Origin of the sequence: Methyloprofundus sp., assembly GCF_965251085.1 — a bacterium.
Lineage (GTDB): Bacteria > Pseudomonadota > Gammaproteobacteria > Methylococcales > Methylomonadaceae > Methyloprofundus.
In genome coordinates this window covers 2,517,446-2,533,198 of record NZ_OZ252594.1, presented here as the reverse complement: position 1 = coordinate 2,533,198, position 15,753 = coordinate 2,517,446, and the positions used below count along the sequence as shown (strand labels likewise).

Below are 15,753 nucleotides of genomic sequence, written 5' to 3'. Positions count from 1 at the left end.
TATGGGTGAAGCTAAAATTTTTTGAAAGTATTATATTAATTTCCATATCTTGCACTATAAATTCGCGCTCAACTGATTTTTCTAGGATTATAAATGCTTGATTTTATACTCCTCACCAACCCTCCAGCAAGAGAGGGCTTAAGTCAACAGCATTGAGGGGGGACTCCTATTTACAGCGGGCAATTACTTATTATCTCCCTTGTAACCTTGTAGCTCCATAAAACCCTGACCTGTATGACTTCCGCTGATATTTACCGCACCTTCCCAATAGATTAGGTAGGTGCTGAGCCTGGCATCCACTTCGCTGTTTTTAATAATACTGTGAATATTTAAATCTATATTTTTGCCCGGTATTTTTAAGTTCCAGACGACGGGATAATTGTTTCCTGTTTGTTTACTGTGCCACTTTTGACCCGGTGTCAGGGTAAATTCCGTTATATCCAGTATTTCAGTTACGCCATCTTTTGAAATGGTTGTAGAGTAACGTACCGGGTTACCTTGTTTGTCGCGTAGTTGGTAAAGCATTAAATCCATGCCATTATCTAGTTGGATACTAAACCAGTCCCAGGATAATTTTGCCGGTAAAAAATCTCCCCACTGGTGGTCAAACCAGGCAATACCTATCACTCGCTCCTGAGTGCCTGCAATGTCGAGTGTGCCAGTAATTTTCATACGGGTACGCGAATAATAATAGCTATCACCAGCGATATCTAATGAAATAATACCATCTTGACCATGACTTACCACGGGTTCAGAATTTTCTAATCGCAGATCAAAGGCAAAATTATCATTGCTAACTTTCAGGTGGTCATGCCCATTATCCCCGTGCATGTACCAGTTTTGATGTTTAAACAGGAAGCTATTTTTAATTCCGACCGTGGGGTTACCAGCGGTACGGCTTTGGTCAGTGTAATGTTGATTGCCGGAGTGATCCCCTAAAGAGCTATGAAACACTGTGTGGGTCATCATGTTATTAACCAGGAAGCTGGTAAAATGAAAACTATATTCCTTGCCGCTTTCTGTTGTTAGGCGGCCATTGTAATACCACCATTCCATTGTATTATCGTGGTAGCCATCATCTCTGGGTAATACTATGTTCTGTGTATTACTGACCCGGCTATCAAACCATTCTGTTGCGACTTTAGGCTTGGTCAGTTGGTAAAATGCCCAGAGGGTTGCTAAGAGCATAAAAATACCAACAAAGGCTAGGGTTTTGTAATTTTTTCTTTTCTTTTTGTATCTTTTTTTTACCCGCACTTTTTTATTCATAATGCATGTTTATAAATTAAGGCTCTGAGATTAGTTGCTACCCGAAATAAACCAATTGTAGCCCGTTATGGAGCTTGTGTAATACGGGTTTTATAAAATAGCTGAAAGATATACCTAATCAGGTGAGGTTATGCAAGGAACATGGGAAAATAGCAAATAAAATAATATTAAATTTATCTCACCGGAGTATTTATATCAAAACTCTCAGCATTTTAGGCAGTGGCTGGCTAGGTTTGCCGTTAGCCAGGTACTTTTTAAATATTGGCTTTCAAGTCAATGCTTCTACCCGGTCAGCAGCGCGTTTCCCAGAGCTTAAAGCAGCAGGTGTTCAGCCCTTTGTGATTGATATTGATAGGTTGGATGCCGCAGCTGCGAAATTTCTGCAAGCCAATATATTGATTATAAATATCACCAGTAAAAATCTCGCGAGTTTTAGTCAGCTGATATCGCTAATAGAGCAGTCAAGCATAGAAAAAGTACTATTTGTGAGTTCAACCTCGGTGTATGCCAACTTGAATAAAGTGGTTACCGAGAATGAGGGAGCAGAGCTAAAGCAAAGTCCTTTATGGCAGATAGAAAACAGCTTTAGGAATAATCTCCACTTTTCTACTACAGTCATACGCCTTAGTGGATTGATAGGCTACAGCCGACATCCGGGGCGTTTTTTTCGCCAAGGTAAGGTGGTCGATCAACCCGAGGCTCCAGTTAACCTGATTCATCGCGATGACTGTATCGGTATTATCAGTGCCATCATTGCGCAAGATATCTGGGGCGAGGTGTTTAATGCCTGTGCGGATACGCATCCGGGCAAACGAGAGTTTTATACCTATGCCAGAAAATTACTGGATTTGTCGCCACCGGAATTTGCAGAGAATACTGAAAATACTTATAAAATTGTCAGTAACGAAAAAGTGAAACGGTGTTTAAACTACCAATTTTTGCATGCTGATCTTATGCAAATAAGCTTTGCATAAGTAGGGGATTGTAGGGTTTAACAGAGCTAAACGCGGGATGAAAGGACTGCATTATAATCTTAGAGACAAAGTGTCCTCTGTCTCTAAGATATACTATGCAGCTTAGAACTTAACGCCAGCCTGTAACCAGAATTTATTGGTATTTTTTGTTAAAGCAGGGTTATATGCGACGTTACCATTAACGCTTGCTGCATCATAATAAGCGTATTTAGCCAAGATATGATAATGTTTGCCAAAGTTATGTGTGATCAAGAAATCATATTCATTACCGTAATCTATACTGTTGGTAACACTTTGGAAGTTATGATAAACAAAGGCTAGTTTAGTGTTGCCTAGAATCTTACCTGCTAAAGTAGCATTGATATCGCGCACACCATCTTTAGGCGTGACCAGGAACTTATCTGCCCAACCCTGGAATTTATGGTTTGTTCCAAAAGGAGTCTGGAAGGCTTGAGCTCCATTGGCACCTAACTCTTCTACTGCACCTTTTAAAGTGACTCCCATATAGCTAGCGCCTCCCATTAAGCTGTAACGACTTAATTTTACACTGTTGGGGTTATTTGCATAATTAGATTGATAACTGTATTCAGCTCGGTAATGTAGTTTGACGTCTTTAGTTATTTTAGGTGAGCCAGTCACTGCTAATCCGTATGTTTGACTTGACAGTCCCCCAGAAGGAGGTTGATTTGGAACTTCACCATCATCATAACCATAATTAGCTATCCAAAAACCATAACCCGTTAAGCTCGCAATATCTTTAAATTTGTAGTTAACGTTAGCAAAAGGAAAGTTAACATCTCTTTCTTGAGACCAAATATCTTGAACCTGGCCTATATAACCCGCCTTTAATGTTAAGTTTTCAATTGATTTATTGGTGATTACCCCTGAGTCAAAGGTTTGCTCCATTTGACGCCAAGCCACAGCCCCTATAAAACGCTGATCATCCATATTAATAACTTGTCGACCTGCTTTGATTTCAGTGTCAGGAATACCTTTATAACTTACCCATAACTGGTTTAACTCACTAGTCTGAGGATCTGCAATGACATCACGGCTTGGGTCTCCTTTCCAGTGTGATTTAGGGGAAAAGTAGTCATCTTGCATAGCCAGGTTTCCTTCATATTCAACATACCCCTGTAAACCTTGATATTCAGGTGTTAAATAACCCAAACGCAAGCGCAAGGTATTGGCATAGGCTGTTTCTTTACCACTGTTAGCGACATCGGCCAATTCAAAACGGTAACGTAAATCAAATTTTACCTGGCCATATTTGCCAGTTTCATTCTCAAATTTTAAAGCATCTTCGACTTGATTATCAAGCGCATCAATATATGTCTCTACAGCGACAGCAGGCTGAATGAAGAAAGATGCCAGAATGGCAGTGGATAGGACGGTTTTAACAAAACGTTTAGGTTTTGTTGGTTTATTTGCTTTTGACAGCATGTTAGGGACTCCTAAGTTTAAAAAAAATTAATGTGCTTTATCGCATTCGGCCAAGAAAGTTAATAAACTTTCTCGGTATTTATAATAATCAGGGTGTTGCAACAGGTTTTTTCGTGTTCTGGGTCTTGGTAAATCACAACTTCGACTTTACCGACCTTGGCGTTGGGTCCATTACTCATCATAACCACTCGGTCAGCTAATAGAATGGCTTCATCAACATCATGGGTAACCATAATTGCGGTCACCTGAGTACGTTGCCATACTTCCATTAGCACTTCTTGTAACTCCCAGCTAGTTTGTTATTGATCTAGAGGTCAACAATAGTCAGCCGCAGGTGGAATGTTTCATTGGTATAGCAGTGAGAAACGTGACTTGCTCAACTATGGTTTTATATCGTTCAAGAGCTGGACTATCAAAGTAGATGATGTCCAAAAACGGATCGGACAATTACCACTTAGAAAATGCATTATTTTTGAAACGCGAGTAATATACCCTATTTCAATAATATTAATAGGTTTTTATATTAAAGCACGAATTATCCCTTTGGTTTCTTCAAATTATCAGCATTTTTTATTTGGCAGGTACACGCAAAGAGAGACTATGCATTCTGAAAAATGACGTCATCCAAGAGTCGTGCCTAAAGATTTATCTGCACAGCTACACGTTAGTCGTCCTCCTGATGAAGAGCTGACGATGGGTGGTGGTGTTGTTGACCTAAGCTACTCAGGAATTAAAATTAAACTGAATTCTCCTTTAGTTGCTAAGGTAAAGGATAAGGTTACTATGAACCAATAGGGTTAGATTCGATTGAAAATATATTACATTAAAAATCAAATAGATACATAATTTCTTATATCAATCACGTCTGCCCCATTGATTCTTGAATTTGAAAAAAAAGACACATCAGTTTCAGGTTTTATAAAATTCTCAGCCCTAAGTATCGGTATAATGAGCAAAATCTATATAAGGATAAACAATGAAAACTATAAAACAACTTAGCTTAGCAATGCTCTTTTTCTTGATATTTTCCCTATCAGGAGGTGCTTATTCATCTCCGGCAGGAACAAATCAGCTGCGCTTGCAAACCGGGTTTTCTAAAAGAACTGGGGAAACGGCATTTTCCTATTTAGTGACATGGCGCAAAGGAGACGAGGCGCTAAAAGATATTAATGGACTCATGTTTGTAAATGGAACCGAAACGGCATCTCCGATGACTGATGTTGAAGTGGCTTATAAAATGACTAAAGCGCTCAACGCAGCGGTCGTAACACGTACACCTCTTGACCGTGGTGCTATTGTAAAAAACAATAAATCTAAGCTTCTTGTAGGCAACAAGGATGGTTTCGAATTAACTCGAATTACAACCAGAGATTACAGTAATCAGGAATTGAAATATTCTATTCCTGATAAAAGCTTTAAGTCTGCATCAACGGGTATCGCAATAGATATTGTTTATTCTGCGGCTGTTGAATATATTGCTGGCTTTTCTACGGCGGTAAAAAAAGAAACAGCGGGAGGCTTTGTGAGTGTCACTATTGATAATAATGCCCCCATAAAAATAATAACGGATGGTAAGACAACTAAAGAAATTGAATCTGAACTTGCTGATGCTCTGGGTTCAGGTGCCAGCTTTTCTTCGACGGCTATTTATCCTAATTTTGTACAAATTCGATCTAAAAACTACAAGTCTTTTGATGGTGGGGAAATACAAATCCCCTTTTTAAATGCACAGTCTATTACCATTGATGTCAATGACTCTGGCCTAGGCGTACTCACTAAATTTGTGTTCACTAGCGTTAAGCAACCCATACAAATTATCAGTAAAGTACCTTATATTATTGGTTTTTTACTGACGGGTATTTTGGGATATGTATTCTGGAAAAAGAAAAAACCTGTTGTGACAGGGTAAAAAAAGTAGAAATAACTGGGGAAACCTTAGGTTGACCCCATTGATTGGAAAAACGGGGTTAAATAATGGAGTAAGGTCTTTCCACAACACATTTATATATACTTAGGAGCGAGAATTCAATAATACCCGAGTCTGACTTGTCTTTTGACTCCACAGTCGCGCTAGAAAAACAGTTGCGTAGCCTGCTATGCGCCTGTTTTCCTAACACGCCTGTGATGCCAAAACCCTGCGCCATACTTTCGGGTATTATTAAATTCTCGCTCCTTAGATAATTAATATTGCGCTATAGAAAGACCCTTTTAGTTTAATAGCTAAAAGCAACAAGGTGTTAAATTAGACTACTCCTGCTCCTTTGTTTTTGATAAGGCTAGGGACTCCATATTAACTAGCCAATTATCTGAGTGTCCTCTTCGATCCATTTCTAGAGAATAATATTTTCCATCAACATCAAGGCATGGGATATGCATACTGCCCTCCTCTAAATCAACAGTAGCGTTCTTATCACAATGATGATGGTCGTCATCATCTTCCTTGTCAGTTTCTTTGCTTAAACACGCACTGATATTGACTGTTTTAAGGATTTCAGCTGAATTAAAATTAGCCACAACCGCATAGTCACCTTGCAGAATGATATCGAGTGCTATTTGTTGATCACCCTCTATTGGTATAGGGGTACTTTTAGGGCAGTCTTCAGGTAACTCATAGTCAACTTGTGAAGTCATGTTACCGACTGCTAATGGTGCGATGGTTAATGAACTATTGGCAGCAATAAAGCTTAAGTTTCCTTTGATAGCAATGGGATCAGCCCCAGAAATACCAGGTGATAAAAGAACTGCCAATAAGGGGGGAAGTGTATAGTTTAATTTCATTAATTTTTCCAGGTGTATAAAAAATTTTCTTTCAAGTTAAGTCAAACAAACTCCGCTAAACCCATATGAGAGATGAGCAGCTAATAATATTCAGTATGATTGACACTCATTTGGATGCTTGATTGCATGTCTACCTCTGCAATTGATATGCCATGTTCAAGCACAGCCCTATTAATGGAAGCCCGACAGTCAATATTGAGAATATAAAACCTTTATTGACGCCTAAAGTGTACTCAATACCCGACAATTACATGAATTCACAAGAATAATGCCTCAACTGGGTTCTCATAAAATTTGCTGATTACGTACAACTCTCAGCTACAGTAGAATAAACCTAAAAAATCAGCATGTTAAAAACCTCGTCATTCCCGAAGTCTTTTATCGGGAATCTGTACTAAACCGATGAGATTCCTGCTAAAAGCTTGCAGGAATGACGGAGAATGGCTGAGAGTCATGGGTAATCAGGTAAACTTTTATCTGTCTAATTATTACCGTAACGACCTGTTCGTTATTTAATTTTTCTTAGGTAATTTAAGTTTTTTTGTCGTGCTATTGCAACAAAACACTAATATTTCAAAAGTTATAGCACCTAGCCTTGTCTCGAATTGATCGGACGATGAATATCGCAGTGCTACTTGAACCGATAGTCAAGGAAGTTCATGTGGGCGTAGAGGATCAACAGCTCTGGCCAAAGGGCTGATCTTGATTGAAATGTTGAAAGTTTCACCGGCTCCTTTGATTCGTCATCTGCTATTCACCATTCTATTCATAGTTAATTGTTCTTTAAGAAATGTCGGTCGTTAGTTTTCATCAACTCCCAGCAGTGTCTGTATGATTTAATTGCGACTAATATAGATAAGAGCAATAGCTGAATATTAAACTGTTTATTATTGATCTAGAGACCAACAATAGTTAGCCGCAGTGGAATGTTTCATTGGTATAGCAGGGAGAAACGTAACTTGCTCAGCTATGGTTTTATATCCTTCAAGAGCAGAACTATTAAAGTAGATGATGTTCAAAAACGGATGGGATAATTACCCCTTAGAAAATGCATTATTTTTGAAAAGCGAGTAATATACCCTAATCCAATAAGATAATTAAGTTTTTATATTAAAGTATGAATTATCCCTTTGGTTTCTTCAACTTATCAGCATTTTTGATTTGACAGGTACACGCAAAGAGGGACTATGCATTCTGAAAAACGACGCCATCCAAGAGTCGAGCCTAACGATTTATCTGCACAGATACTCATTAGTCGTCCTCCTGATGAAGAGCTGACGATGGATGGTGTTGTCGTTGACTTAAGCTACTCAGGAATTAAAATCAAACTAAATTCTCCTTTAGTTGCTAAGGTAAAGGATAAGATTACTATTACCCTAAAGCTTCCAAAAACGGGCATTCCCATCCGTATTCATGGTGTTATCATCCATTGCCACACGGAGTCAGAGTGTGGAGTCCATTTTATCGACCCGCTAGCTAAAAAAGACATGGATGGCTTAATGTTTGAGTGCGTCATGCATCCTCACTAATTCTTATTAATCTAAAATAAATATGCTAGAACCCGTCGCTTTAAAAGATTTTTTTATTACCTTCTTTTCCTCAGCTTTAATTATTATGGCCGGGGCAAGTTATGCGCTGTTATTTTCCTGGTCTAAGGTTAATTCTCGGCTGAGCATCAAACTATCAGCTTATGCCTCTTACGTAGTGCTGCTTGTTTCAGTCTATCAATTAACGCTTGCTGCTAACCTGGATGGTTACTGGCGAATTATTTCCTATCTTATGGTTATTGGTTATTTTTTTGCCCCTATCGCTATCTGGCATTTGTGCAAACAAACCCATGACGAACCCGATTTAATGACTACCCCGGAGAAAGAAAATGAGTGAAACACCTCAATGGGCTTCCGAGTCCTTTTGGAAAAAAGTTGCTGTGTGGGTGACCGCCGGCTCTTTTTTAATTTTGGTTATTTTAACCTTTGATACCTTAAAACAAACCTCTGCCGGAGGAGAGCGTGTCCCAGCCTATTCCGTTATTAATAAAAAAATAGATTACCAATTTGATGAAACACTGCATAAATTTATGCCTGTGATTGGTGGCCAGGAATTATTATTTGGCAAAGAGTTTACTGAGGAAGAAGCGGAGCAATTGGTAACCTTAGGTAAAAAAACCACGCAGGCTAAAAACTGTATGAATTGCCATACCTTATTGGGTAATGGTGCTTATTATGCGCCAGATTTAACCAAAGCATGGCTAGATCAAGGCTGGCTAACGGTAGACTTACGTGAAGAACAGATGCTGAAGTTTTTGATGGACCCTGAAAAGAACGCGCGTACCTTTGGTACAGGGCGAAAAATGCCTAATCTTGATATTACTGAGGAAGAAGCGAAAGGCGTTGTTGCATTCTTAAAATGGATGTCGAGTATTGATACCAATGGCTTCCCTTATAATTTCACAACCATATACGCAGAGGATGATTAATTATGAGTGCGAATACTGAAACCGCTAAATCTTCAATACAAGACAAATTAAACACCTTTCATAACTGGGCAGGTGTTGACGATAGCACCCTAAATGGTGGTCAGAAATTGGCTGTCAAATATTTTATGGGAGCCATTATATTATTTATCTTCCAGATACTATTCGGTTTACTGGCTGGAATACAATTTATTGCTCCAGAGTTTCTTTATGAAATTCTAGACTTTAGTGTAAACCGCATGGTGCATATTAATGCCATGATTTTATGGATGCTTTATGGCTTTATCGGCTGTACTTACTGGCTCTTAGAAGATGAAAGTGGGACAGAAATTGTTGGCTTAAAATTTGGTATCCTGGGCTTTTGGGTGTTTTCTGCTACGATTACTGTCGTCGTTTTGGTTTATCTATTAATACAAACAGGCGCAGGAAACGATACCACCTTATGGCTGATTAACGAAGGTCGCGAATATATAGAAGCGCCTCGCTGGGCGGATATTGGCATCGTCGTTGTCATGCTGGTTTTCTTCTACAACGTGGTCATGACCTTTAGTCAAGGTAAATGGTCAGGAATCGCAGGTGTTTTAACACTGGATTTAGTCGCATTAGCAGGTTTATATGTTGCGGGTATGTTCTATATGACCAATATCACTCATGAGCAATTCTGGTGGTGGTGGGTGATACACCTATGGGTTGAAGCAACATGGGAAGTATTAGTCGGTGTTATTATGGCCTGGTCACTGATGACTATTTTAGGGGTTAGCCGTAGGATTGTGACTACCTGGTTATATATAGAAGTCGCCTTAATGTTTGGCTCCGGTATTTTAGGCTTAGGGCATCATTATTTCTGGATAGGTACACCTGAGTACTGGCTCTCCATTGGTGGTTTTTTCTCCGCCTTAGAACCGATTCCTTTGGTGGCCATGGTCGTTCATGCTGTTTATGACTCAGGCGAACGTGGCTTTAAAAACATGAACCACCCGGCAATGGCATGGCTGATTGCTCATGCCTTTGGTAATTTTTTTGGTGCTGGAGTCTGGGGCTTTATGCATACTTTGCCACAGATTAATTTATACACGCATGGGACTCAATGGTCTGCATCACATGGTCATTTAGCCTTTTTTGGGGCTTATGCAACGATCAATATCGCTTTCTTTTATATTGCCATTCAACACTGGCGTGGTAATGTCTGGATGGGGGCCGATTCGCAAAATGCCTGGCGCTGGAAATGGTCACTGGCTTTATTAAATATTGGCGTGCTCGGGATGACGATTGCTTTGCTAATCGCCGGCTATGAACAGTCCTTTATAGAACGGGCCATAGGCGGCTCTACCTGGGGGGGCTATTTTGCCGCACAAACCCACCCATCGTTTTTGACAGCCATGAATTGGCGTATGTTTTTTGGTCTAGTAACAGCTTCAGGCTTAGGTTTGTTAGTCTGGGATTTATTAACCATAGGAAAAGGTGAGACGCGCAAGGCGGAAGTTATTGCTCAGTCAGAATAAGCCTTATCTATTGCCTTTAGTGCTGTGGAACTAGTTCCCAGCACTAGTGCCGTAGGTCTATTGTAATATCTATAGTTGGGGATTGAAAAAAATCTAAGGAGCGAGAATTTTATTAAATCCAAAAGTTATTGGATGTGCTGAGCTACGAAGTGCATATTTAGCGTGTGATGCGCTTCGTACCTCAGCGCATCCTATTAGGTCTAGTTTCGGGTATTATTAAATCCTTATTTCCTAATGCGACTGTAATAAGAAAAACTTACCACGAAGGACATGAAGAGCACGAAGGGATAGCATATTGGTTTTTCTTCGTGCTCTTCATGTCCTTCGTGGTTTGTTATTTTTTCAGAGAATCCAGGGTGATTGACCTTGTATGCTCTACAAAAAAACCTACACGTCAACACAAGTGTGATGGAGTAATAGAGTAAACGCTTATTTTAGGTTGCTTTGTTTCTTGAAAACCACACCGAGTAAAGCACCAGCAATAACCGTAATAGTGATAGGTCCTATATGGTGAGTCAGCATATGTTGGGGGTCATACATACAGGAAAATTGCATAAAAAGTGCGGGCAGCATGCCTGCCCCGATTCCCATAAAAACACCTGCTTGCAGGGAGTTGAGTGGAAATCGTCGATAGATTATAAGATAAGCGACGCTCAGAGGTGGAATGCTATAAAGATAGGCTTCAAGTACGCAATGTGCTCGTTTACCTATTAAAGAAGGCTCAAGCGCAGGAAACCACAGTCCGAAAACATAACAGCTAATCCAGAAGAGTGCACTAAAGTAAGTTAAATAGATGAGCCATTGTCGGCGTATTCCGGGAATTGACTCTTGAAAGGCAATGAGACAAAAGAGTGCGCCCGAAATAAATCCGATTGAGGATTCAAAAGCAAATTGGGGCGATATTAAGAGAGACTCGATTGCATTAGGTCTTAACGGACCTAGATAAATACTTAGAGAAATAACATAGATCCAGTTTAATGAGAACCAGAGTATCGCAGGTAGTAACACACTACCTCTGGGGCGAACGGATGGCACATTGGTACTAAGTTCTTTGATTAAATCGAGCCGGTTTTGGTGCGTCATTTTTCTATCTGTTCGTTTTGTAGAATTTTGCGTGTCTCCTTAATTCCCCGGTGTACACGCACGCGCACTGCACTTTCCGATAATCCTAGTTTTTCCGCCGCTTCTGCGGTGGTGAATCCAGCCACTTTGGTTAGTAATAAGACATCACGATAGGCTGGTGCAAGCATAGAGAATACCATGCTTTTGTTTACCTCATCCTCAACAGGGGAAGAGGTTCCCTCAATATGCCCCAGTCTATTTTTTTCTAAGGCAGTCTTATAAGATTTCTGGCTACGTAACATATCAATGGTTCGGTTACGCACAATGGCAAAAAACCAAGGGCGGAATAGCCTTTTTGTGTCATAAGTATGCCGGGCAGAATGTATGGCGATAAGACATTCCTGGGTGCAGTCTTCGATTAAATCAATCGGACCAAACCGAGAGCGTAAAAATGCGGCAATGACCCTGCCCAGTTCTTCTAGTAACTGTGCATAACTCTGCTCGTCCCCTTGCTGGGCATTACCCATCAATTGTGACCAGCGCTGTTCGTCCTTGAGTGTATCTGCCATAGTCGATAAGTATCACACACTGCCTATGACAAAACAATGTGTGATGACCTTTTTAACGTCTAATGTTTATGCTCTTCTTTTTTACCCTTATTTTTATGCATTGCTTTAATAGTAATCAATGCAACCGGATTATGCCAATCATAAGTTGCAGGATCGAGATCTCCGATATTATGAATTCCATTACTCACGTAAACATATCCTTCATCAGTATCACTTGCCTCTGAGACAGCTTCCCCGCCGCAAAGAGGTCCTGGGATGTGTGCACACAGTTGGTCATTTGCTTCAGTTCCTGCATCATAGGCGCGTGCCAGGTAGGAAGTTGAGCCCTTTTTAGGTAAAGCTACCCCAGTCAGGGCAACCATAGTGTCATTTGTTGGTAATAACATGGCGGCTATGGTCAAATTATGATGGTTATGATGTCCGCTGATTTCGAAAGTTCTTGTTTCCCCAGGGTGTAGTAGCATAGGTGCGGTAAGCACATGGCCTATTTCATTGGGAAAGCTAAGCATTTCAGCCGTCAAGGCATCAGTATTTCCAGCCTCCGCCAATAAGGCCAGAGAGGCACTTGCTGGTTGGCCGAGGGTAAATAAACTGACAGCATCAGTATGGGTTGCTGCCAGAATAGGGGTGAATGTCTGTCCTTTAGTGATGTTAGTTACCGAGACTTCATATTGCTGCATACCATTGTCTGCCAACGCCAGGCTTGAAGAGACTAGTAATGCAATTGCTAGGGGTAATCGAAATATCATGGGTGTAGCTCCTTTTTTGTTTTAAAAACCTAATACGAGCAGCAGGGAGAAAATGTTACAAATTAAAAAAAATTAATTGTTTTAACCTCAGAACACCTGACCCCAACCTAATAAAATCAAAAGCATAGCAATTCATCAAAGATAATAAGGTGAGACTAAAATAGGTAGGATGCTGCTGAGGAACGAAGCGCATCTATCGCGAATGATGCGCTTCGTTCCTCAGCAGCATCCTACGAACCGTAATAAGTATCCTATTGTTTTCAGAGAGATTAGGTTATCTGAACCTAGGAAAATCAGTTGAGCGAGAATTTATAGAGCAAGATGATTGAATTAATATAATACGTTCAAAAAATTTTAGCTTTACCCATAGGTTAAGCGGATATTTTTTGCAAGTGCTGTGGAATCAATGGCTTGTGCTAAAAAACGTGAGAAACTGATTTTTCTAGGATTAATAGCGGTGTGATTGTAGAGCAGGTTTTAGTTCGCTTTACGATTACAGTTCTAAGTGATACACACTCTATCTAAGCAGTGTAATGATCCAATATGTCAGTAATATGAAGGGGGCTTATTGTTACTGGAACCACTGGCTTATGGTTACCAATAGCCAGTCTGGATCATCCAGTGGTAAATCATGTCCTGCAGTGGTGTGTTGCTGGTAATCCTTGTGCCAGTTATTTTGGAGTTTCAGGCTGCAGTGGTAATCTACCAAGCGATCGGCTGAACTGCTAATAAACAGCATAGGATGCTCCGGTTTAGTCCCCGTAGAATAGGATGCAGAAGCACGAAGTTGATTGATGGCACTGCTAGCTGAAACAGAGATTTCCATCTGCCACTGCTGCCATTTGGCAAGTAATTTAGAGTTGTTTGCATGTTTATTTGATGTCAGCGCTAGTATTATTTTCTCGCGCTTGAGTCTGGAAGCAAATAGAAGCGGGATAATCTTATGATAGTTTTGCCAGCGCAGGCGTTGATAAAATGGGTTGAAATTTGCCAAACTGGTATTAATTAAGACAGCTGAATTGACCTCGGTTGGGTAGCGGTTCATCCAGTCGATGGCAATCATACCTCCCATTGAAATGGCAATCAGATATATAGGCGTGTGAGTAGATACCTGCTTACGCAAGGCATCGGTCATGCCTGGGATCGTATTTGGGCTGGTTAGGTGATTTAACGAGCCATTGCCTGGAATGTCAGGGCATAGAATCTGAGCGTCGGGATACTGTTGTTGTAATAAACCGGGAAAATCTCCCCAGTGCCTGGCCTCACGTAATAAGCCGCGAATAAGTACTATGCAAAAGTTAGAGTTTTTCATGATACCAAAGTGCTAAAGCTTCTTTTTCTATTTTAGTGGTGTGACTTTCAGTTAACCATTTTGATAAGACAAGGTCGCATGGAGCAGGTATTCCATTAGCACTAAATGTCCGCGTAATACCCGGTTAACCCGATGCTGTTTTACGGGGTGAAAAAGTCCCATCGATTTACGTAATTGTAACGGATTTTTGCGCACCCAGCGCCAGGAAACCATTTCTAGTGTTAGCGGTAAGAATATATTATTGTGTGCCAAAGATTGCTGATATAGATGATCCCACAAATCTCCATGCGTTAGGTAATGTTGGGACTGGGGCTCAAAGCGGTAATTCTGATAAGGGTAAGTCTGCATAAACAGCTTGCGTAAAAAATACACTTCCCCCAGGTGTTTAATTGGCTCTATGCGGCTCTTGGCATAGGGGAACCAGATTTGATTGTGATAGCCAAAACCCGAGTGGCAATCTAGAGTCACGCTAAAAGGAGAGGGTAAAACCTGTTCCTGAATAAAATTGACTAGCACTTGTGCTTCCCGCTGCATAGGCTCATTTTCTTTGCCTCTATACCAGGGAAGAGTAGGAGAAATTCTATGTCCCCCTGCCAGCCAGATAGTTTTTTCAATGCTGTCAACGGGAGCATTACGCATTAAGTCAATGCCCTGACCATTGGAGCGTGTATGATTTATCATCCCCACAGGATTGATAAGCGGCAGAAAATTGATGCGTACGCGTTGCAATATATCTGTAAAACATTGGTCCCAGTGTAATCGCTCCAGCAATGTTTCAAGAAAGGCTAAAACAACCTGAGTACCAATTCGTTCCAGGCTGTGAATGCCTCCAATAAAAGTAATACTGGGTATATCTTTTGCCTGATTACCCAGGCTTAAAGCATAAATAGGCAGTGCTTCGTTTAGATGGGAAACATGGCAAAGAGTTTGGCAGGAGAGAAGTTGTTTATGATCTCTCTGGATGATCGCTTCAATTTGCTGTAATTCAGTAAGGTTATCTGGAAAAGGGGAGCGGGTCATTTAAGCTTATATTTCAATAAGGAAGGTGCGCCTATTCTAACCAGCAATTAAGATGTTATTGTTACAGTTGTATTGCAAAAAGGTAGGTGGGGGAATTTAAGACATAAAAATGACCACCACAAAGGACAGTGAATGCACCTGGAGCACATAGTTTAGCTTTTCGTTCCGACTTTTGTATTTGCTCCTAAAATCCCCAGAAATACTATTGAAAAAAGCTTATCCGGTTTAAAAAAATGAAATTTCGTAACTACTCAGACATGCTGAGTAGTGACAGTAAAATAAACACTGTAGGATGGGCAAAGGGCTTCATCCGTGCCCATCAACGAAAACATGATGGGCACGTCGTACCTCCTTTGCCCATCCTACAAAAAAACGCTTGTTCCATCAGGGTATTTTTTATCAAATATCTGCTTCTCTGGTACCTGGCTGGAAATATACAATCTAATTTCGTAACTATCAGATACGCTGAGTAGTTACGAAATTTCTTCTGTTTCTCTGCATAATCTGCAAGCAGTTATACTTTGCGTGGTCACGGATGCGGATTTCTAGCGGCTGAGTTTTTGCCAATAGCTACGTTGCTGAAACTGTTACGTAGCTAGCTA

The 15,753-nt window shown here is 40.4% G+C and carries 15 protein-coding genes and 1 pseudogene; 7 read left to right on the top strand and 9 right to left on the bottom strand.

The genetic code is table 11. The features are described from left to right. Positions 1-183 precede the first annotated feature (183 nt). On the bottom strand, positions 184-1,269 hold the full coding sequence (locus tag ACQY3F_RS11720) for a lipocalin family protein (protein WP_428355033.1): 1,086 nt from the start codon (positions 1,267-1,269) through the stop codon (positions 184-186). A 122-nt stretch (positions 1,270-1,391) separates the two neighbouring features. On the opposite strand from ACQY3F_RS11720, the gene ACQY3F_RS11715 reads away from it, so the two are divergent. Further along, on the top strand, positions 1,392-2,243 hold the full coding sequence (locus ACQY3F_RS11715; RefSeq protein ID WP_428355032.1) for an NAD(P)H-binding protein: 852 nt from the start codon (positions 1,392-1,394) through the stop codon (positions 2,241-2,243). A gap of 102 nt (positions 2,244-2,345) precedes the next feature. On the opposite strand, the gene ACQY3F_RS11710 is transcribed toward ACQY3F_RS11715, so the two are convergent. Both ACQY3F_RS11710 and ACQY3F_RS11705 read right to left on the bottom strand, forming a co-directional pair. Next, entirely contained in the window at positions 2,346-3,686 is a 1,341-nt protein-coding gene (locus ACQY3F_RS11710; RefSeq protein ID WP_428355031.1) for an alginate export family protein, read from the bottom strand. Positions 3,687-3,713: 27 nt separating this feature from the next. Then, positions 3,714-3,982: pseudogene (locus ACQY3F_RS11705) on the bottom strand (ABC transporter ATP-binding protein); the annotation flags it as partial. A 337-nt stretch (positions 3,983-4,319) separates the two neighbouring features. Here ACQY3F_RS11705 and ACQY3F_RS11700 point away from each other — a divergent pair. Both ACQY3F_RS11700 and ACQY3F_RS11695 read left to right on the top strand, forming a co-directional pair. Next, positions 4,320-4,481 carry a hypothetical protein gene (locus ACQY3F_RS11700; RefSeq protein WP_428355029.1) on the top strand — a complete coding sequence of 54 codons (162 nt, stop codon included), beginning with the start codon at positions 4,320-4,322 and terminating at the stop codon, positions 4,479-4,481. 181 nt (positions 4,482-4,662) lie between these two features. Next, positions 4,663-5,595: a hypothetical protein gene (locus ACQY3F_RS11695; protein WP_428355028.1), complete on the top strand. Its 933-nt coding sequence runs from the start codon at positions 4,663-4,665 to the stop codon at positions 5,593-5,595. Positions 5,596-5,933: 338 nt separating this feature from the next. Here the strand turns inward: ACQY3F_RS11695 and ACQY3F_RS11690 are convergent, their stop codons facing one another. Then, positions 5,934-6,464, bottom strand: coding sequence for a hypothetical protein (locus ACQY3F_RS11690; protein WP_428355027.1), 531 nt, complete (start codon positions 6,462-6,464; stop codon positions 5,934-5,936). Positions 6,465-7,651: 1,187 nt separating this feature from the next. Here ACQY3F_RS11690 and ACQY3F_RS11685 point away from each other — a divergent pair. From ACQY3F_RS11685 to ACQY3F_RS11670, 4 genes are read left to right on the top strand one after another with little or no spacing between them, the layout of a single operon-like run. Then, the gene (locus ACQY3F_RS11685) at positions 7,652-7,993 is read left to right on the top strand and encodes a PilZ domain-containing protein (RefSeq protein ID WP_428355026.1); all 342 of its coding nucleotides are present in this window, start codon (positions 7,652-7,654) and stop codon (positions 7,991-7,993) included. A gap of 22 nt (positions 7,994-8,015) precedes the next feature. Next, positions 8,016-8,348, top strand: coding sequence for a hypothetical protein (locus tag ACQY3F_RS11680; RefSeq protein ID WP_428355025.1), 333 nt, complete (start codon positions 8,016-8,018; stop codon positions 8,346-8,348). Continuing rightward, positions 8,341-8,940 (top strand): c-type cytochrome, encoded by a 600-nt coding sequence (locus ACQY3F_RS11675; RefSeq protein ID WP_428355023.1) that lies wholly within the window; start codon positions 8,341-8,343, stop codon positions 8,938-8,940. Before ACQY3F_RS11680 ends, ACQY3F_RS11675 begins: the two co-directional genes overlap by 8 nt. A gap of 2 nt (positions 8,941-8,942) precedes the next feature. After that, the gene (locus ACQY3F_RS11670; protein ID WP_428355022.1) at positions 8,943-10,439 is read left to right on the top strand and encodes a cbb3-type cytochrome c oxidase subunit I; all 1,497 of its coding nucleotides are present in this window, start codon (positions 8,943-8,945) and stop codon (positions 10,437-10,439) included. A gap of 429 nt (positions 10,440-10,868) precedes the next feature. Here the strand turns inward: ACQY3F_RS11670 and ACQY3F_RS11665 are convergent, their stop codons facing one another. The 5 genes from ACQY3F_RS11665 to ACQY3F_RS11645 form a co-directional block, all read right to left on the bottom strand. Beyond that, positions 10,869-11,522, bottom strand: a complete 654-nt coding sequence (locus ACQY3F_RS11665; protein ID WP_428355020.1) for an NrsF family protein — start codon at positions 11,520-11,522, stop codon at positions 10,869-10,871. After that, complete coding sequence (locus ACQY3F_RS11660) at positions 11,519-12,070, bottom strand: sigma-70 family RNA polymerase sigma factor (protein ID WP_428355019.1); 552 nt, start codon at positions 12,068-12,070, stop codon at positions 11,519-11,521. The genes ACQY3F_RS11665 and ACQY3F_RS11660 overlap by 4 nt, the downstream gene beginning before the upstream one ends. 59 nt (positions 12,071-12,129) lie before the next feature. Next, the gene (locus tag ACQY3F_RS11655; RefSeq protein WP_428355018.1) at positions 12,130-12,819 is read right to left on the bottom strand and encodes a spondin domain-containing protein; all 690 of its coding nucleotides are present in this window, start codon (positions 12,817-12,819) and stop codon (positions 12,130-12,132) included. A 571-nt stretch (positions 12,820-13,390) separates the two neighbouring features. Continuing rightward, on the bottom strand, positions 13,391-14,131 hold the full coding sequence (locus ACQY3F_RS11650; RefSeq protein ID WP_428355016.1) for an alpha/beta fold hydrolase: 741 nt from the start codon (positions 14,129-14,131) through the stop codon (positions 13,391-13,393). A 51-nt stretch (positions 14,132-14,182) separates the two neighbouring features. Next, on the bottom strand, positions 14,183-15,151 hold the full coding sequence (locus tag ACQY3F_RS11645) for a M14 family zinc carboxypeptidase (RefSeq protein WP_428355015.1): 969 nt from the start codon (positions 15,149-15,151) through the stop codon (positions 14,183-14,185). Between the last annotated feature and the right edge of the window lie 602 nt (positions 15,152-15,753).